This window comes from Marinovum sp. E3 (genome assembly GCF_055755275.1).
This window is the reverse complement of sequence record NZ_JBVTQV010000006.1, coordinates 88317-106419: the sequence shown is the minus strand read 5'-3', so window position 1 is coordinate 106419 and position 18103 is coordinate 88317. Positions and strand designations below refer to the sequence as shown.

At 67.0% G+C, this 18103-nt stretch carries 17 protein-coding genes; 11 read left to right on the top strand and 6 right to left on the bottom strand.

All coding sequences use genetic code 11. The features are described from left to right. Window positions 1–311 precede the first annotated feature (311 nt). Together AC0J5K_RS21910 and preA are read left to right on the top strand one after the other, a co-directional pair. Complete coding sequence (locus AC0J5K_RS21910) at window positions 312–1622, top strand: NAD(P)-dependent oxidoreductase (protein WP_274563798.1); 1311 nt, start codon at window positions 312–314, stop codon at window positions 1620–1622. A 171-nt stretch (window positions 1623–1793) separates the two neighbouring features. Continuing rightward, window positions 1794–3101 (top strand): NAD-dependent dihydropyrimidine dehydrogenase subunit PreA, encoded by a 1308-nt coding sequence (preA, locus tag AC0J5K_RS21905; protein WP_274563800.1) that lies wholly within the window; start codon window positions 1794–1796, stop codon window positions 3099–3101. Between the two features lie 10 nt (window positions 3102–3111). Here the strand turns inward: preA and AC0J5K_RS21900 are convergent, their stop codons facing one another. Next, entirely contained in the window at window positions 3112–3765 is a 654-nt protein-coding gene (locus AC0J5K_RS21900; RefSeq protein WP_074838042.1) for a TetR family transcriptional regulator C-terminal domain-containing protein, read from the bottom strand. A gap of 148 nt (window positions 3766–3913) precedes the next feature. On the opposite strand from AC0J5K_RS21900, the gene AC0J5K_RS21895 reads away from it, so the two are divergent. From AC0J5K_RS21895 to AC0J5K_RS21865, 7 genes are all read left to right on the top strand, one after another. After that, a complete protein-coding gene (locus AC0J5K_RS21895) occupies window positions 3914–5164 on the top strand; it encodes a Zn-dependent hydrolase (RefSeq protein WP_420398581.1) in 1251 nt (416 codons plus the stop codon). A gap of 336 nt (window positions 5165–5500) precedes the next feature. Further along, window positions 5501–5785: a GIY-YIG nuclease family protein gene (locus tag AC0J5K_RS21890; protein WP_048535581.1), complete on the top strand. Its 285-nt coding sequence runs from the start codon at window positions 5501–5503 to the stop codon at window positions 5783–5785. A 55-nt stretch (window positions 5786–5840) separates the two neighbouring features. Next, entirely contained in the window at window positions 5841–7295 is a 1455-nt protein-coding gene (hydA, locus tag AC0J5K_RS21885; RefSeq protein ID WP_274563808.1) for a dihydropyrimidinase, read from the top strand. A gap of 197 nt (window positions 7296–7492) precedes the next feature. Continuing rightward, window positions 7493–8290, top strand: a complete 798-nt coding sequence (locus tag AC0J5K_RS21880) for an ABC transporter ATP-binding protein (RefSeq protein WP_048535578.1) — start codon at window positions 7493–7495, stop codon at window positions 8288–8290. Window positions 8291–8431: 141 nt separating this feature from the next. Then, a complete protein-coding gene (locus AC0J5K_RS21875) occupies window positions 8432–9427 on the top strand; it encodes an ABC transporter permease (RefSeq protein WP_420398580.1) in 996 nt (331 codons plus the stop codon). Next, window positions 9424–10269 carry an ABC transporter permease gene (locus AC0J5K_RS21870; protein ID WP_274563812.1) on the top strand — a complete coding sequence of 282 codons (846 nt, stop codon included), beginning with the start codon at window positions 9424–9426 and terminating at the stop codon, window positions 10267–10269. The genes AC0J5K_RS21875 and AC0J5K_RS21870 overlap by 4 nt, the downstream gene beginning before the upstream one ends. Window positions 10270–10309: 40 nt before the next feature. Further along, on the top strand, window positions 10310–11302 hold the full coding sequence (locus AC0J5K_RS21865) for an ABC transporter substrate-binding protein (RefSeq protein ID WP_074838053.1): 993 nt from the start codon (window positions 10310–10312) through the stop codon (window positions 11300–11302). Window positions 11303–11348: 46 nt separating this feature from the next. On the opposite strand, the gene AC0J5K_RS21860 is transcribed toward AC0J5K_RS21865, so the two are convergent. The 3 genes from AC0J5K_RS21860 to AC0J5K_RS21850 form a co-directional block, all read right to left on the bottom strand. Beyond that, the gene (locus tag AC0J5K_RS21860) at window positions 11349–12149 is read right to left on the bottom strand and encodes a copper chaperone (RefSeq protein WP_083416119.1); all 801 of its coding nucleotides are present in this window, start codon (window positions 12147–12149) and stop codon (window positions 11349–11351) included. Continuing rightward, window positions 12146–13714, bottom strand: a complete 1569-nt coding sequence (locus tag AC0J5K_RS21855; protein ID WP_274563813.1) for a tyrosinase family protein — start codon at window positions 13712–13714, stop codon at window positions 12146–12148. Before AC0J5K_RS21855 ends, AC0J5K_RS21860 begins: the two co-directional genes overlap by 4 nt. A gap of 167 nt (window positions 13715–13881) precedes the next feature. Next, complete coding sequence (locus tag AC0J5K_RS21850) at window positions 13882–14883, bottom strand: class 1 fructose-bisphosphatase (protein WP_053083416.1); 1002 nt, start codon at window positions 14881–14883, stop codon at window positions 13882–13884. A gap of 191 nt (window positions 14884–15074) precedes the next feature. Between AC0J5K_RS21850 and AC0J5K_RS21845 the strand changes: the two genes are divergently transcribed. Both AC0J5K_RS21845 and AC0J5K_RS21840 read left to right on the top strand, forming a co-directional pair. After that, window positions 15075–15332: a type II toxin-antitoxin system ParD family antitoxin gene (locus AC0J5K_RS21845; protein ID WP_048535571.1), complete on the top strand. Its 258-nt coding sequence runs from the start codon at window positions 15075–15077 to the stop codon at window positions 15330–15332. Next, complete coding sequence (locus AC0J5K_RS21840; RefSeq protein ID WP_048535570.1) at window positions 15322–15675, top strand: type II toxin-antitoxin system RelE/ParE family toxin; 354 nt, start codon at window positions 15322–15324, stop codon at window positions 15673–15675. The genes AC0J5K_RS21845 and AC0J5K_RS21840 overlap by 11 nt, the downstream gene beginning before the upstream one ends. A gap of 2 nt (window positions 15676–15677) precedes the next feature. Here AC0J5K_RS21840 and AC0J5K_RS21835 read toward each other — a convergent pair whose 3' ends face one another. Together AC0J5K_RS21835 and AC0J5K_RS21830 are read right to left on the bottom strand one after the other, a co-directional pair. Further along, a complete protein-coding gene (locus AC0J5K_RS21835; protein ID WP_274563815.1) occupies window positions 15678–16901 on the bottom strand; it encodes a GNAT family N-acetyltransferase in 1224 nt (407 codons plus the stop codon). Next, window positions 16898–17938: a phosphotransferase family protein gene (locus AC0J5K_RS21830; protein ID WP_074838063.1), complete on the bottom strand. Its 1041-nt coding sequence runs from the start codon at window positions 17936–17938 to the stop codon at window positions 16898–16900. The genes AC0J5K_RS21835 and AC0J5K_RS21830 overlap by 4 nt, the downstream gene beginning before the upstream one ends. Window positions 17939–18103: the final 165 nt, after the last annotated feature.

Here is an 18103-nt window from a genome sequence, read left to right as displayed (position 1 = left end):
GGCATGCGGTCCTGAGGCGCGAGGCCCCGGCGCGGGGGCCGGGGCGGGGGGCTCGAAAGGGTAGGTCAGGATACCCGTCCCGGGCTGGCCCCGGGACCTCCCGGCTTTCGGAGGCGGTTGACCCCGGGGGGCGCGAAGGTGATGGCGATTCGAGAATCGGCCAGGGGGCCGGACGCGCGAGGCCCCGGCGCGAGGGCCGGGGCGGATGCGGCCGCTGGCCCTGTTTGCCGGAATTTTGCGCATTTCAATTTTTTACCGTTTGATAAAATTTTGATCTGTGGCAGGCTGTCAAAAAAGAACAGGGAGACGACATGACCCACCCATTGACCCCAGGTGTGGCCGCAGGGCGGCTCACGACCGAGGAGATAGAGGCGAACTTCGCGGACCTGCATCCGCCGCTCGATCATCACGAAGCCCATGTGGCGGCGGACCGCTGCTACTTCTGTCACGATGCGCCCTGCATCACCGCCTGCCCCACCGACATCGACATTCCGCTGTTCATCCGGCAGATCTCCACCGGCCAGCCCGAGGCGGCGGCGCGGACGATCCTGGAACAGAACATCCTCGGCGGCATGTGCGCCCGGGTCTGCCCGACCGAGACGCTCTGTGAACAGGCCTGCGTGCGCGAGATGGCCGAGGGCAAGCCGGTCGAGATCGGGCGGCTGCAACGCTTTGCCACCGATGCGATGATGACGCGGCAGGGCCATCCCTTTGTCCGCGCCGCTGCGACCGGGAAACATGTGGCGGTGGTCGGCGCCGGGCCGGCGGGGCTGGCCTGTGCCCATCGGCTGGCGATGAAGGGCCACAAGGTCACCATCTACGAGGCCAAGGAAAAGCCCGGCGGGCTCAACGAATACGGCCTTGCCGCCTACAAGACGACCGATGATTTCGCCGCGCGCGAGGTGGATTGGCTGCTGGGAATCGGCGGCATCGAGATCGCCTATGGCCGGGTGCTGGGCGGCGATCTGTCGCTCGACGCGCTGCGCGAGGGCCATGACGCGGTGTTCCTCGGAATCGGGCTTGGCGCGGTGAACGCGCTGGAGATGCCCGGTGACGCGGAGGCGGCGAATGCGGTGGATTTCATCGCGGCGCTGCGCCAGGCCGGCGATCTGCGCGCGCTGCCGGTGGGGCGTAACGTGGTGGTGATCGGCGGCGGCATGACGGCGGTGGATGCCGCGGTGCAGGCGCGGCTGCTGGGCGCCGAGAACGTGACGCTGGCCTATCGCCGCGGCCGTGACCGGATGGGGGCCTCGAAATTCGAGCAGGATCTGGCGGCCTCGAAAGGCGTGCGAATCATCAGCAATGTGATGCCGGTGGCGCTGGAAGATGGTATCATGGTGCTGGAATACACCGCCGACGTTGACGGCCGGCTGCAAGGCACCGGCGAGCGCATCGAGCTGCCCGCCGACCAGGTGTTGCGCGCCATCGGGCAGATGCTGGTGCCGCTGGGCGATCTCGGGCTGGAGCGCGGCAAGATCGCCGTGGCCGGTGCCGGGCGCAGCGGCATCGCGGGTGTCTGGGCCGGCGGCGATTGCACGCCGGGCGAAGACCTGACGGTGGTGGCCGTGGCCGAGGGGCGCGACGCCGCCGAGGACATCCACGCCGCGCTGATGCAGGCATGACCCCGCCCCGGACCGCGTTCCGGGGCCTGTCCCGGACTTTGATCCGGGGCCTGTCCCGGAGAGTGATCCGGGGCGTTCGTTTCAAGCGCCGCCCAGGAGGCCCCGGATCGGGGTCCGGGGCGCGGAGAGCAAGATCCGCGGCGCTGCACCAAGATTTCGGAGACCTGACCCATGGCTGACCTGACCACCAATTTCCTCGGAATATCCTCACCCAACCCGTTCTGGCTGGCCTCGGCGCCGCCGACCGACAAGGAATACAATGTCCGCCGCGCCTTCGAGGCCGGCTGGGGCGGCGTCGTCTGGAAGACGCTCGGCGAAGAGGGCCCGCCGGTCGTCAATGTCAACGGCCCCCGCTATGGCGCGATCTACGGCGCCGACCGGCGGCTGCTGGGGCTCAACAACATCGAGCTGATCACCGACCGGCCGCTCGCGGTCAACCTCGAGGAAATGGCGCGGGTCAAGGCGGATTATCCCGACCGGGCGCTCATTGCCTCGATCATGGTGCCCTGCGAAGAGGCGGCCTGGAAGGCGATCCTGCCGCGGGTGGCCGAGACCGGCGCCGACGGCATCGAGCTGAATTTCGGCTGTCCGCACGGCATGTCGGAACGCGGCATGGGCTCGGCCGTGGGCCAGGTGCCGGAATACATCGAGATGGTGACCCGCTGGTGCAAGCAGAACTATGACCGGCCCGTCATCGTCAAGCTGACCCCCAACATCACCGACATCCGCAAGCCGGCGACGGCGGCCAGGAACGGCGGCGCCGATGCGGTGAGCCTGATCAACACGATCAATTCGATCACCTCGATCGATCTCGACAATTTCGCGCCGGAGCCGACGATCGACGGCAAGGGCAGCCATGGCGGCTATTGCGGCCCGGCGGTCAAGCCGATCGCCCTGTCGATGGTTTCGGAGATTGCCCGCAACCCCGAGACCCGGGGCCTGCCGATCTCGGGCATCGGCGGGGTGACCACCTGGCGCGATGCGGCCGAATTCATCGCGCTCGGCGCCGGCAACGTCCAGGTCTGCACCGCCGCCATGACCTATGGCTTCAAGATCGTCGAAGAGATGAAACGCGGCCTCAGCGAATGGATGGACGAAAAGGGCTTTGCCCGGGTCGAGGATTTTGTCGGCATGGCTGTGCCCAATGTCACCGACTGGCAATACCTGAATCTCAACTATGTCACCAAGGCGCGGATCGATCAGGAGGCCTGTATCAAATGCGGCCGCTGTTATGCCGCCTGCGAGGATACCTCGCACCAGGCCATCGCCATGACACCCGACCGCACCTTCGAGGTGATCGACGCGGAATGTGTCGCCTGCAACCTCTGCGTCGATGTCTGCCCGGTCGAGAACTGCATCTCGATGGAGCGGCTGGCCGCCGGCGCCGTCGATCCGCGCACCGGCCGCGTGGTGCAGGAGGACTATGCCAACTGGACCACCCATCCCAACAACCCGATGGCACCGCAGGCGGCAGAGTGACGCCGCTGCTTCACCCTGGTGTCAGCAGGCGGCGGAACAGCGTCTCCAGATGCGCCTCCGCCGCCTCGAAGGGGTTGTCCTGGCCCAGCACCGCCGTGACCTGCACCTGGAAATCGGCGTAATGCTGGGTCAGCGCCCAGATCGAGAAGATCAGATGCACCGGATCGACCGGCGCCAGCCGGCCGGCGGCGCACCAGCCGCGAATCGTCTCGGCCGTCTCGTCGACCAGCGCGCGCAGGTCGGTTTCGAGGATCGGCAGGATGCGCGGCGCGCCTTGCAGGATCTCGTTGGCGAACAGCCGGCTTTCGCGCGGGTAGTCGCGGGCCAGCTCGAGCTTGCGCTTCACATAGGCCAGGATTTCCTCGAGCGGGTCGCCGCTGGCATCCAGCGCGCGCAGCGGGTCGAGCCAGGCGGTCAGCAGCGCCTGCAACAAATCCTGGTGCATCGCCTCCTTGGAGGGAAAATAATACAGCAGGTTGGGCTTGGAGAGGCCGGATTCGCCGGCGATCTGATCGAGGGTCGCGCCGCGAAAGCCGTATTGCGAAAAGACCTGCAAGGCGGCCTGAAGGATGCGCTCGCGGTTGCGAAGCTGAATCCGGGTGCGCGATTTGCCGTTCGCCGTGCGGCGGGCCGCGCCTTGCGCGATTGCCGAAGTCTCCGTCATGCCGTGGAATTCCTGCCCAAAAATAAACCAATTGCCTGCCACAGCCGAGAGTGCCTTGACTGACTTCTCACCCGTGGTAGCGTTCTTTTGACCGATTGGTCAAATTCAATGAGAGCCCGAAGGGCCTTTATCACCGACAGGGGGTGACATGACCGAACCGACAGCCAACATGACCGTCGATGGCGACCGTCTTTGGGACAGTCTCATGGAGATGGCCAGGATCGGCCCCGGCGTGGCCGGCGGCAACAACCGCCAGACCGTGACCGACGAGGACGGCGAGGGCCGGACGCTGTTTCAGCGCTGGTGCGAGGCGGCGGGCTGTTCGATGGGGCTGGATCAGATGGGCAACATGTTCGCCCGGCGCGAAGGCAGCGACCCCGAGGCGCTGCCGGTCTATGTGGGCAGCCATCTCGACACCCAGCCCACCGGCGGCAAATATGACGGCGTGCTGGGGGTGCTGGGCGGGCTGGAGATCCTGCGCACGCTGAACGATCTGGACATCCGGACCAGGCACCCGATCGTGGTCACCAACTGGACCAACGAGGAGGGCACGCGTTTTGCCCCCGCCATGCTGGCGTCCGGCGTCTTTGCCGGGGTTCATGCCCAGGACTGGGCGTATGACCGCGAGGATCACGACGGCAAAAAATTCGGTGACGAACTGGCGCGGATCGGCTGGAAGGGCAAGGAAGAGGTGGGCGCCCGAAAGATGCACGCCTTCTTTGAGCTGCATATCGAGCAGGGGCCGATCCTCGAGGCCGAGGGCAAGGACATCGGCGTCGTCACCCACGGCCAGGGCCTGAGCTGGACCCAGGTGACGGTGACCGGCAAGGAGAGCCACACCGGCTCGACGCCGATGCCGATGCGCAAGAACGCCGGGCTCGGCATGGCGCGCATCCTCGACAAGGTCGACGAGATCGCCTGGTCGCACAAGCCCGATGCGGTGGGCGCGGCGGGCCATATCGAGGTCTTTCCCAATTCGCGCAACGTGATCCCCGGCAAGGCGGTGTTCACCGTCGATTTCCGCTCGCCCGAGCTTGCGGTGATCGAGGACATGGAAGCGCGGCTCCGCAAGGAGGCGCAGGCGATCTGCGACGAGATGGGGCTCGAGGTCGCCTTCGAAAAGGTCGGCGGCTTCGATCCGGTGACCTTTGACGAAGGCTGCGTGACGGCGGTGCGCGCGGCGGCCGAGCGGCTGGGCTATTCGCATCGCGACATCATCTCCGGCGCGGGGCATGACGCCTGCTGGATCAACCGGGTGGCGCCGACGGCAATGGTGATGTGCCCCTGCGTCGACGGGCTGTCGCACAACGAGGCCGAAGAGATCTCGAAGGCGTGGGCCAAGGCCGGGGCCGATGTCCTGCTGCATGCGGTAGTGGAAACGGCGGGGATCGAGGGGTGAGGTTTCACGTCTCTCCCGTCCCGGACCTGATCCGGGACCTCATGGCGGAGGGCGAGGCCCCGGCGCGATGGCCGGGGCGCGGCTCGCGAACGGAGGCGTGTTTGCCCCGACGCGTGTCATCCACACCGCCCGTCCCGGACTTGATCCGGGACCTCTTGGCGGAGGGCGAGGCCCCGGCGCGATGGCCGGGGCGCGGCCCGCGAACGGAGGCATGTTTGCCCCGACGCGTGTCACCCGCCCCTCCCGTCCCGGACCTGATCCGGGACCTCGTGGCTGACCGCCAAGCCCCGCCCCGGGATTCACGTGGCGTTAACCCGGCGCTGCCCACCATCGGGCATGGGGCATTTCGTCTACATCCTGGCGTCGCGGCCGGGCGGCGCGATCTACATCGGCCGCAGCCGCAACCTGCGCGCCCGGATCGCGGCGCATCGCGCCGGGCTCTCGCGGCACACGGAGAGCTACAATATCCGCACCCTGGTCTGGTTCGAGGCGCATGCGGATTTCGAGACATCGCTCTTGCGCGAACGCCGTCTCAAACGCTGGCGGCGCGCGTGGAAAGACGCGCTGATCATGGAACACAACCCGCAGTGGCGGGACATCACACATCTCGTTCCCGAGTAGCCGCCGGTGAGATCCCGGCGCATGGCCGGGACGGGCGACCGGAGGAGACACACACATGAGCAAAGTCATCAAGAACGGCACCATCGTCACCCACGACCGGACCTACAAGGCCGATGTGCTGGTCGAAAACGGCGTTATCGCCGAGATCGGCCCCGACCTGAAAGGCGACGAAACCCTCGACGCCAGCGGCTGTTATGTCATGCCCGGCGGCATCGACCCGCACACCCACCTGGAAATGCCTTTCATGGGCACCTATTCCACCGATGATTTCGACAGCGGCACCCGTGCCGCGTTGGCCGGCGGCACCACGATGGTGGTGGATTTCGCCCTGCCCAGCCCCGGCCAGGGCCTGCTTGACGCGCTCAAGATGTGGGACAACAAATCCACCCGGGCGCATTGCGATTACAGCTTCCACATGGCCGTCACCTGGTGGAGCGAACAGGTGTTCAACGAGATGGAAACCGTGGTCAAGGAGCGCGGCATCAACACCTTCAAGCACTTCATGGCCTACAAGGGCGCGCTGATGGTGCAGGATGACGAGATGTACGCCAGCTTCCAGCGGATCGGCGAACTGGGCGGCATTGCCATGGTCCATGCCGAGAACGGCGATGTGGTGGCCGATCTTCAGCAGAAGCTGCTGGCCGAGGGCAACACCGGGCCGGAGGCGCATGCCTATTCCCGCCCGCCGCAGGTCGAGGGCGAGGCCGCCAACCGCGCCATCATGATCGCCGACATGGCCGGCGTGCCGCTCTATATCGTCCATGTCTCCTGTGAAGAGGCGCATGAGGCCATCCGCCGCGCCCGGCAGCAGGGCAAGCGGGTCTGGGGCGAGCCGCTGATCCAGCATCTGACGCTGGATGACAGCGAATACATGAACAAGGATTGGGACCATGCCGCCCGCCGCGTCATGTCGCCGCCGTTCCGCAACCAGAAGCATCAGGACAGCCTCTGGGCGGGGTTGCAAGCCGGCTCGCTCTCGGTCGTGGCGACGGACCATTGCGCCTTTACCACCGAGCAGAAACGCTATGGCGTCGGCGATTTCACCAAGATCCCCAATGGCACCGGCGGGCTCGAGGACCGGATGCCGATGCTCTGGACCCATGGGGTCGAGACCGGCCGGCTGACGCCCGAGGAATTTGTCGCCGTGACCTCGACCAATGTCGCCAAGGTGCTGAACTGCTACCCGCGGAAAGGCGCGATCCTGCCCGGGGCGGATGCCGATATCGTGGTCTGGGATCCGGAAAAGACCAAGACCATTCACGCCGACACACAGGTTTCGGCGATCGATTACAACGTCTTCGAGGGCAAGGAGGTCAAGGGCCTGCCGCGCTTTACCCTGACGCGCGGCCATGTGGCGGTGCATGACGGCGAGCTGCGCAGCCAGGAGGGTCATGGCGAATTTGTCAAACGCACGCCCAATACCGCCACCAACAAGGCGCTGTCGAAGTGGAAGGAGCTGACCGCGCCGCGTCCGGTGGAACGCTCGGGCATTCCGGCGAGCGGGGTCTGACGACCGGTGGCGCCCCCCCGGTGCAGCAGCGGCACCGCCGCCGCGTGTTCCGCCGGCGGCCGGCTTCCGGCAAGGCGGGCCGCGCGCCGGCCCGGCGACATGCGGCTTGCCTTCTGTGACAGCCGTGGCAAGGATCAAGAGGAGACACCCAACCCGTGAGCATTCCCGCCCCCCAGGCCGACCCCAAGGTGATATCCATGGACAGACCGGCCAAGGCAGCCGCAGAGATCGTGATCCGCGCCGACCATCTCGACCTGACCTTCGAGACCAATGACGGCCCGGTTCATGCGCTGCGCGACATCACGCTCGACATCCCGAAAGGCGCCTTTGTCAGCTTCATCGGCCCCTCGGGCTGTGGCAAGACCACCTTTCTGCGCTGTATCGCGGCGCTGGAGCAGCCCACCGGCGGCAGCCTGACGGTCAACGGCATGACCCCCGATGCGGCCCGCCGGGCGCGGGCCTATGGCTATGTGTTTCAGGCGGCGGGGCTCTATCCCTGGCGCAGCATCGGCCGCAATATCGCCCTGCCGCTGGAGATCATGGGGTTTTCCCGGGCGGAACAGAAAGAGCGCATCGCCCGGGTGCTCGATCTGGTCGATCTCGGCGGTTTCGAGAAGAAATTCCCCTGGCAGCTCTCGGGCGGCATGCAGCAGCGGGCGTCGATTGCCCGGGCGCTGGCCTTCGATGCCGATCTGCTGTTGATGGACGAGCCTTTCGGCGCGCTCGACGAGATCGTGCGCGACCGGCTCAATGAAGAGGTGCTGCGGCTCTGGGCGCGGACCCAGAAGACCATCGGCTTCGTCACCCATTCGATCCCCGAGGCGGTCTATCTCTCGACCCATATCGTGGTGATGTCGCCGCGGCCCGGGCGGATCACCGACGTGATCGAGAGCCCGCTGCCGGCCGAGCGCCCGCTCGACATCCGCGACACGCCCGAGTTCATCGAAATCGCGCACCGCGTGCGCGAGGGCCTGCGCGCGGGGTACGAGGAATGAGCGCGCCGGCCTTTCCCGTCCCGGGCCTGACCCGGAACCTCGCGGCCAGAGGCGAGGCCCCGGCGCGGCGGCCGGGGCGTGTGGTGCTTGAGACATCCGTCCCGGGCTTGCCCCGGGACCCCGCGGTCAAGGAGGTGCACCATGACTGAAGCCGCAGCCGTCACGAGCGCCCGCGCCGCGTCGGGGACGCGGTGGGGCCTGCCGCCGGTGTTGGCGGTGGTCCTTGCGTTGATCGGCCTGTGGTATCTCGCCGTGGTGCCGATGAACGTGCAGGAGGTGCTGACCCGGGCGGAACGCGCCGGGGTGACCGTCCAGCCCGAGAGCGCCGTGGCGCGGCGCGACATGGGCACCTGGGCGCTGGTCGCCGGCAATCCGCATGCGCTCGGCGAAAGCTGGTCGCTCGACCGCCCGCGCCTGCCGGCGCCGCATCAGGTGGTGGCCGAGCTCTACAAATCGACCTGGGTGGAAGAGACCCAGGGCCGCCGCGGCCTGGTGAACTCGGGCAGCCTGTCGAACCGGGGCCTGCTGCATCACGCGCTGGTCACGCTCAACGCCACGCTGGTGGGTTTCCTGATCGGCACCGGCCTCGGCATCCTCCTGGCGGTGGGGATCGTGCATTCCCGTGTCATGGACATGTCGGTGATGCCCTGGGCCATCGTCAGCCAGACCATCCCGATCGTCGCGCTGGCGCCAATGATCATCGTGGTGCTCTATTCGGTGGGCGTTCAGGGCCTGCTGCCCAAGGCGGTGATCTCGGCTTACCTGTCGTTCTTTCCGGTGGTGGTCGGCATGGTCAAGGGGCTCAGGAGCCCCGACGCCATGCAGATGGACCTGATGCGCACCTACAATGCCTCGCCCGGCACGGTGCTGGCCAAGCTGCGGCTGCCGGCCTCGGTGCCTTATCTCTTCGCCTCGCTCAAGATCGCCGTGGCGGCCAGCCTCGTCGGCGCCATCGTCGGCGAATTGCCGGTGCAGAAGGGCGGGCTTGGCGCGCGGATGCTGGCCGGCAGTTATTATGGCCAGACGGTGCAGATCTGGTCGGCGCTGTTTCTGGCGGCGGCGCTGGCGGCGCTTCTGGTCTGGGCGATCAGCGCGGTCGAACGCCGGGCCTTGCAGCGGATGGGGATGGGCGCATGACACAGGTGATCGGAGCCCTGGCGGTGTGGGCCGCCGGCTGGCTGCTCAATCTTCGGCTGGCCAACGGGCCGGCGTATGACAGCCGCGCGGTGCGGCTGGCGGTGCCGCTGATCTTTGGCGCGACGCTGCTGGTGATGTGGGAGCTGATCGTGCGCGGCCTGGGCGTGCCGACGGTGATCCTGCCGCCGCCCAGCCAGATCGCCGCCACCTTTGCCGGCAACCTGGTGATGCTCTGGGGCGATTTCGTGCAGACCATCCTCAAGGGCGCGCTGGCCGGCTGGGTGATCGGCTGCGGGGCGGCCTTTCTGACGGCGCTTTTGGTCGACCGCTTCGACTACCTGCGCCGGGGGCTGCTGCCGCTGGGCAATTTCATGGCCGCCCTGCCGATTGTCGGCACCGCGCCGATCCTGGTGATGTGGTTCGGCTTCGGCTGGCAGTCCAAGGCGGCGGTGGTGGTGCTCATGGTCTATTTCCCGATGCTGGTGAACACTGTCGCCGGCCTTCAGGAAACTTCGGCCATGCAACGCGACCTGATGCGCACCTATGCCGCCGGCTGGGGCCAGACCCTGCGCAGCCTGCGCCTGCCTGCGGCCTTGCCCTTCATCTTCAACGGGTTGAAGATCACCTCGACGCTGGCGCTGATCGGCGCCATCGTTGCCGAGTTCTTTGGCTCGCCGACGCTGGGGCTGGGATTTCGCATCTCGACCTCGATCGGACAGCTTGACCTCGGGCTGGTCTGGTCGGCAATCCTTGTGGCGGCGCTCACCGGCACGCTGGTCTACGGGATCATCGCGCTGACCGAGAAGACCCTGACCTTCTGGCATCCCTCGCAGCGGGGCTGACCGGCGAAACAATAAGACAAGTCCAACAGGAGAGACGATCATGAAACAGACCTTCCTTGCCGCCGCGCTGGCCTCGACGGCGCTTACCGGCGCCGCCCTGGCGCAGGATCAGGACGTGACCCTGCAATTGAAATGGGTGACCCAGTCGCAATTCGCCGGCTATTACGTGGCGCTGGAAAACGGCTATTACGACGACGAGGGCCTCAACGTCACCGTGCTGCCCGGCGGGCCCGACATCGCGCCCACGCAGGTGATCGCCGGTGGCGGCGCCGATGTGATCGTCGAATGGATGCCGGCGGCGCTGGCGGCGCGCGAAAACGGGCTGCCGCTGGTCAATATCGCCCAGCCGTTCAAGAGCTCGGGCATGATGCTGACCTGCTGGAAGGACGCCGGCATCGAAGGCCCCGAAGACCTCGACAACCGCACCCTCGGCGTCTGGTTCTTTGGCAATGAATACCCGTTCCTGTCGTGGATGAGCAGCCTCGGCGTCGCCACCGACGGCAAGGCCGAAGGCTCGGTCGAGGTGCTGAAACAGGGCTTCAACGTCGATCCGCTGTTGCAGCGCCAAGCCGATTGCATCTCGACCATGACCTACAATGAATATTGGCAGGTGATCGATGCCGGCGTCGCGCCCGAGGAGCTGGTGACCTTCAAGTACCAGGATCAGGGCGTCGCCACCATGGAGGACGGGCTTTACGTGCTGGAAGAGGATCTCGAGGATCCCGACTTCGTGGCCAAGATGGAGAAATTCGTCCGCGCCTCGATGCAGGGCTGGAAATGGGCCGAGGAAAACCCGGAAGAGGCGGCCATGATCGTGCTCGATTATGACGAGACCGGCGCCCAGACCGAAGAGCACCAGATCCGCATGATGGGCGAGGTCGCCAAACTCACCGCCGGATCGAACGGCGCGCTGGCGGAAGAGGATTACCAGCGCACGGTCGACACTTTGCTGGCCGGTGGCTCCGATCCGGTGATCACCAAGCAGCCCGAGGGTGCCTGGACCTCCGAAATCACCGACGCCGCGCTGAACTGAGCGGCACCGGGCCGGCCCGGCGGGGAACCTGCCGGGCCAGCCCGTCTCAGACCGTTGCGCCGGCGGTCTCCGGGTGCCGGCGGTGCGGCTGGGCCAGCCGGTGGCGCAGCAGGCGCAGGGCCCGGCGCGGCCAGCAGAACCGCCAGCCGGGCGGGCGCGGCGGCTCCAGCCGCTCGGCCCAGATCCAGAGCGACAGCGCCAGCATGACGGCGAAATGGCCGCCCGGCAGCATCAACCCCAAGAGCATCAGCGGCGCGCAGCTTGTCAGGCAGGCGCCGCCGCTGCGCGCCCCCAGCCACAGCGCGTCGCGCCAGAGCCGCGGCGCGAACCCGGCCAGAACCGGGCGGCGATGGCAGCGGTTGAGCGCGCGCTGTTTGGCCGGGCTGGCCTGCCAGAGCAGCGCCAGCCCCAGCGCCAGCGGCCAGAGCGGCACGCCCGACAGCAGCCGCAGGCCCAGCGCCAGCCCGATCAGCCCGACGCCGGCCGCCATCCAGACGCCGAAATAGCCCGCCAGCACCAGACATTCGGCCACAGGGCGCAGATCGGCGAAGGTCCGGGCCCGGACATGGCCCAGCACCGGCAAGAGCGTCGGCAGCATCATCGCCGCCACCATCAGCGCCCAGCCAAGCGCCAGCGTGCCGGGCGGCACATAGGTGAAGAAAAAGCCGAGGCTCTCGGGCGAGGGTAAAGACCAGATCCGGCCCGGGGAACAGAGCGGGGATAGCGCCAGGCCGGTGTTTCCAAGCGCCAGAAGCCCCCAGGCCGGCAGGGCCAGAAGCGCGAGCGGCAGGGCGGTTCTCAGCCGCTCGCGCCGGGCCGGAGTGGTGATGCGGAGCCGGGCGGTCACTCGTGCTGCCGGTGGATGCTGATGCGGCCGATGTGGATGCGGCCGGCCTCGGGCACCGGGTCCAGCGGCACCAGCCGGACCGAGAGCGCCTCGGCGGTGAAACCGCCTTGCAGGTGCAGAAGGTCGACGATCTCGGTGATCTCCAGCGCGGCGTTCAGCCCGCTGCCGGCATGTTCGGCGTCGGGCGCGCTGGCCTGCCGCACACCAAAGAGCGAGACGGTGCCGGCCTTGTGCTGCGCCGCCTCGTCGCCGCCGGCCGGGCCGAGAAAGACATGAAACAGCGTCGCATCGTCCAGCCCGGTGATGTTTTCGAGGTTGAGGAACACCCGGTCCGGGGCGGAACGGGTGCCGGGATCGCGGCTGTCGGCCATGCGGGCGCGGGCGGCGGGATCGGTGCGCACCGTGGTACGCTGTGCCGCGCTGCCCGACAGCGAGAGGCCTTCGTCGCTGGCGCCGACCATTTCCGATTTGTTCCTATCTGCCATTCCGGCGCCTCCCGCGCGCTCCGCCATGCCCAGGGTCCGCATCCGGGTCTCGGCGGCCACCAGCACCGGCGCCGCGGCGCCCGGTGTCAGATCGTCGTAATCATAGCCCAGATCGGCGAGCTTGCGCATCATTTTCGGCGTGTAGGGCCAGGGGCTGCCGTCCGGTTTCGGCATGGCAAAGCCGCGCTGGCCAAGGCTCTCGGGCCCGTCGAGCCAGTCGAGGTTGTTGGGGTTGGTGAAATCGCTGAGATCCGCCTTGGGCTTGTCGGCGGGAAAGCGGTTCCAGCTCTCCCACAGCCGGTCGATGTTGCAATGGTGCAGGTAGAAGACCGGGTCGAGCGCGGCCGAAATCGGCGTCGACATCAGCCCCAGAAGCGGCCCGCCCTGAAACAGGCCGCCGTCGGGGTCGCGCCCGCCCACCAGCCCGTGCACGGTGTTGTGCGGCGCGGATTCGCAGCCGCCGCTGTTGCCGCCATTCCAGTTGAAGCCGGTCGAGGGCCCGCCAAAGCCGGTGCTGACGCCGCCACCCGGCCCGGTATAGACCGGATCCTGCATCGGCTTGAGATCGGTGGCGCTGCCCACGTCGAACGGGGTCTGCCCGCCCATCACGCCCCAGCGCTGCGCGACAAACAGCGGGTTGTCGCCCGTGCCGTCGGGCCAGTCGGGAGAGTGAAACGCCGGCGGCAGCAGGTTCTGGCCCTCGCCGAAATAATTCCAGTAGGGCAGGGCCCAGCTCTCATGCGGCCCGTTCTGCGCCTTGATCTCGGCGCGCAACACCTCTTCCAGCGCCAGAAGATAGCCACGGTGCCAGGGCAGGAAATACCAGGATTGGTGCTGGCACTGGTTCAGAAAGGTGCGGGTGAGCGTGGCGTCGGGGTCGGGCTCGGCGGGATCGGTCAGCCCGTAGTGATCCCAGAGATCGCGCCAGATGCCGTGGATCGCGCCAAAGAAATTCCAGCTGGTCGGCTCGGCCAGCGGCCGGGCCTTCATCGCCTTGACGGCGCGGGCATACCACAGGATCGGCGCGGCCCAGGGGTCTCCGAGATCAAAGACATTCTGACGGGTACGGGTGTCGGACATGGCAATATCCTTTGCAAATGCGATGCGGTCAATCGAACTGCCGGACAGCCGCGCCGAAAATGCGGCGCGGTTTATCTTACCGGTAGTGGTGCGATGGTAGCACAAAAACCGCTATAGTTGAAATCTATTTGCCCGGCCCCCATGTCGGGCCGGGCTCTGGCATAGGGTTATTTCGACAGATAGCCTTCGAGCGCCGCCACCTCGCCCTTGCTGCCAAAGAACAGCGGCACCCGGTCGTGCAGATGGCCGGGCACCAGATCGAGGATCGGCGTAAAGCCGTCGCTGGCGGCGCCGCCGGCCTGTTCCATCAGATAGGCGATGGGAAAGGCCTCGTAGGCCAGCCGCAGATAACCTTCCTCATAGCCTGGCCGGCGGTCGGCGGGATAGAGGAACATGCCGCCCGAGCGCAGCACCCGGTGGACATCGCCCACCGCCGCCGCGATCCAGCGCATGTTGAACTCGCGCCCGCGCGCGCCTTCGGGGCCGCGCAGCAGGTCTTCGGCGTAATATTGCAACGGCGGGGTCCAGCGACGGATGTTCGAGGCGTTGAAGGCGACAACCGAGGTCTCTTCCTTGATCGAAACCCCCTGATCGTCGACGTAGAACTGACCGCTGGCCTGATCGAGCGTGGCAATCGCCACGCCCTGGCCCATGGAAAAACCCATGTCGACCGAATGACCGAAGGAGACATAGCCGGCCGCGATCACCTCGCGCCCCGGCCGCAGAAAGCTCTCGCCGGCGGGAAAGACGCAGAACAGCGCCCCAAGGGGCGCGCCGATGCCGATGCTGCCGGATCCGTCGATCGGATCCATCGCCACATCGAACAGCCCCTCCGGGTCGAGCGCGATCACCTCTTCGGATTCCTCCGACAGCACCCGCGCCACCGAAACCTCGCGCAGCGCCTCGATCAGATAGTCATGCGCCGCCATGTCCAGCGCCTTTTGCTTGTCGCCGGATTCATTGGTGCCGACGATGGCGGTGGGGTCGCCGGGCAGGCGGCCCTGACCTAGCCGCGCGGCCAGCGGTATGGCGGCGCGGGCAAAGGTGCGGATCACGCCGGCGAGCGCCTGCTTGCCGGCATCCTCCCCCGCCTGATCGGCCAGAAATTGCGTCAGTTTCGGCGCGGCGATCTCGCCATCGGCGGCGAGCGTCATCGGGGGCAGGGTCATGGGGCTCCTCTGGGGGCTGGCGTTTTGGCCTGAATACCGGCTTGGCCCGGTGACGCAAAGGCAGTCGCGCGAGAAAAATCCCGATTGCGTCTCCGGCGCCAAGGCGCCGCCGCCACGGCCGCACCCCGCGCCATTGACCGGGGCCGGGGTGAGGCCATATATACTACTCAGTAGCATAAGGGAGCCCGTGGATGAGCGTGAAAGCATCGATTTCCCTGACCGAAGCGCAGGAGGCCTATGCAAGGTCGCTGGTGGCCGAGGGCCGCTATGCAAGCCTGAGCGCGGTGTTGCAACAGGGGCTGGAGCTGTTGCGCAACCAGTCGGAAACCAGCGATGCCCTGCGCGCGCTGCTGGCGGAACGGCAGGCCGGCGGCTTTGTCACGCCGCAAGAGGGGCGGGCCGGCACGCAAGAGATGATCGCGCGCAAACGGGCCGAACGTGGCCTATGAAGTGCTGCGCGCGGCGGCTGTCGCGCGCGATCTGGAACTGATCTTCGATTTTCTCACCGAAGCCGCCGAAGGGTTCGGCGAAAGCCCGGATCGCGCCTTTGCACTGGCAGAGGCCCGGCTGGCCGAGATCGAGCGGGCGCTCGACGCGCTGGGCCGCGCGCCGCATCAGGGCACGCTGCGGCCGCATCTGGGCCAGGCCGTGCGCAATGTCACCAAGGGCCGCGCGGTGATCTACTTCGACACCGACGACGACCGCCGGATCCTGCGCGTGCTCGCGGTGTTCTTTGGCGGGCAGGATCACCACAGCCACATCCTGTTGCGGCTGTTGTCAGGCGGGCCGTAACGTCAGGACAGCACCCGGGCGAGCTGGGCGCAGGCCTTCATCGCCGCCTCGGTCTTGCCCTTTTGCAGGAACTCTTCCATCCGCCGCAGCGCCGCCCCGGCGCAGATGAAATCAAAGGCCAGCGCCGGGTCATAGTCCGTCCGCTTGATCTCGAAATACAGCACCGGCGTGTCGACCGCGCCATAGCTGTACTTGTAGCGCTCGTTGCCGTGACAGAAATCGTAACAGATCAGCCCCTGGTCGATCGCCCAGTCGATGCTGTGGAAATGCAGCAACTGGCCGATGCCCTTTTCCTCGGCGGCGGGATCGCGGCCGCCGGCGATGAAATGCGCCACGCCGTTGCGCCGGTCGATCACATGGCCCAGCGCGCCCAGCGGCCGGTCGCCTTTCCACAGGATCGGCAGGAAGACGGCGCCGATCTCATGCGCGGCGGTCAGCACGTCGCGGTAGTTGCCGGCAACCCGGTCGGAGGTCTTTTCGCCTTTCTGCGGCTGCCAGCGCAGCTTCCACAGGCCGATCATCACGTCGAGCGCCTCGGCAAAGCCGGCGCCGTCGGCCCGGGTGATGTGCATGGCGCCGCTGTCGAGGTGGTCGCGTTTCAGCCGGGCGTATTTCTGCCGGCGGTTGGCGCTGACCTGATTGGCCATGTAGGCCGGAAAGTCCTCGGGCAGGTCGACCTGCGGACAGACCAGATTGTCGGTGGTCTTCCTGTTGATCAGGTATTCCTTGTAGCTGACGTCGAACCCCTTGGCCGCAAAGGCATCGGTGAACAGCCGGCAGCGCCGGTCCTGCGCCACGTAGCGCATCGAGAATTTCATCCAGGGCATGCCGGCCAGGTGATCGGTCACCGCGCGCAGGGCGGCGGCCTCGTGCTCGGGGTGGCACAGAAAGCCGGTGTATTCGCTCCAGAGCAGCCGGCCGCCGGCCTCGAGCTCGGTCTGAAACTCGGCGCGGCTGCGGCTCCAGTGGGTGCGGTATTTCAGCGGCAGAAGACAGAGCGCGCGGCCCGGATGGCGCGGGTCTTCGGCCACCAGCACGGTCCAGCGATAGGGATGGGCGCGAAACGCCTGCGCCATCCATTCCCAGGTGAGAAAGATCGTGGCCTCGGGGTCGCGGGCCTGCAATTCCTCCCAGACCGGGCGCAGCGCATCGAGGCCGGCGGGGGTGTCGACAAGGCGCACGGCAATGGCGCTTGCCTCGGCGGGGGCGGGCGATTGCAGGGTCATGCGGTCACCGTTTCGGCCTGACGCAGGCCGTCCTTGAGAATGTTGAGAAAGACCGTGCCGGTCTCTTCGAAATCGCGGCCGATCGGCGCGGTGTCCGGGCGGCGGCTGGCGAAATAGGCGCCGACGCGACAGATCTGCACGGCGAATTCCGGGTGCACCCCGGCATCGTCGTATTTGCGCACCCGCGCCTTGGCGATCCAGCCGCGCTTGCGCGCCTCCTTGACGATCAGCTTGAAGCGCTGGATGCAATGAAAGGTCAGGTAGAACGCGAGATAATCGAGATAGGCGTCGCGGTCATGGCCGCAGCCGGGATCGAAACAATCGATCACCACCTGTTCCATCGCCGCCGGGCTCAGCGGCCAGGCCTCGTCGCCGATCAGCCAGGCGATGTCCTCGGCACCGTGGCGGGCGCCGGAATATTCGAAATCGAACCAGCGCAGCCGGCCGTCGGTGCCAATCGCCGCATTGCCCGACCGGCAATCCCATTTGACGAATTGCCGGCCGGGAAAATCAAGTCTTGTGGCCAGCGCCGCATGATCGAGCCCGGCGCTGCGGCCGCGGGAAAACTCGGCCAGCGCGGCGGTGGACTGGACCAGGTTGTCGATCCAGTCGCGGTTCTGCCCGAGATGCGGCAGCGCGTTCTGCAAGGCCTGCTTGCGCCCGGCCTCCTGAATGCGAAAGATCGCCGCAACCGCTTCGCCGGCGAGGGCCAGGCGGCGCTCCGGCGTGGCCTCGGCAATCGCGAGGTTGAGCCGCTCGCCGCCGACATCCGACTGGAACATCAGCTCGCCATCGACGCCCAGGCATTCCGGCGTGTCGCCGCAGTCCTGCGCCAGCCGTTTCAGCACGAAGGCCTCGAGATGGGTGCGGCGGAAGTTCGGGCGCAGGGTGGCGATCACGGTGCGATCCTCGAAGATCAGCCGGTAACTCGACCGGCCCGAGCCGCCGGGCGCGGTGGCCCGCACCACTTTCTGACCGAAAAACCTTTCCGCCCGGTCGACGATCCCGGCAATGCGCTCCTTGTGTCGGCGTTTCATTCCCTACGGCGCCCCCATTTCCAACTCTGTTTATTTGACTTTAATGCCGACCTGCGTAACCGCGCTTCGCGGCAGGATTAGGACAAAGTCTTGGCAATTGCGTCATTGCCGCGGCGCGAATCGCGAAATTCGCGGAATGGGCCCGTTGGCCATTGGCCGCGATTT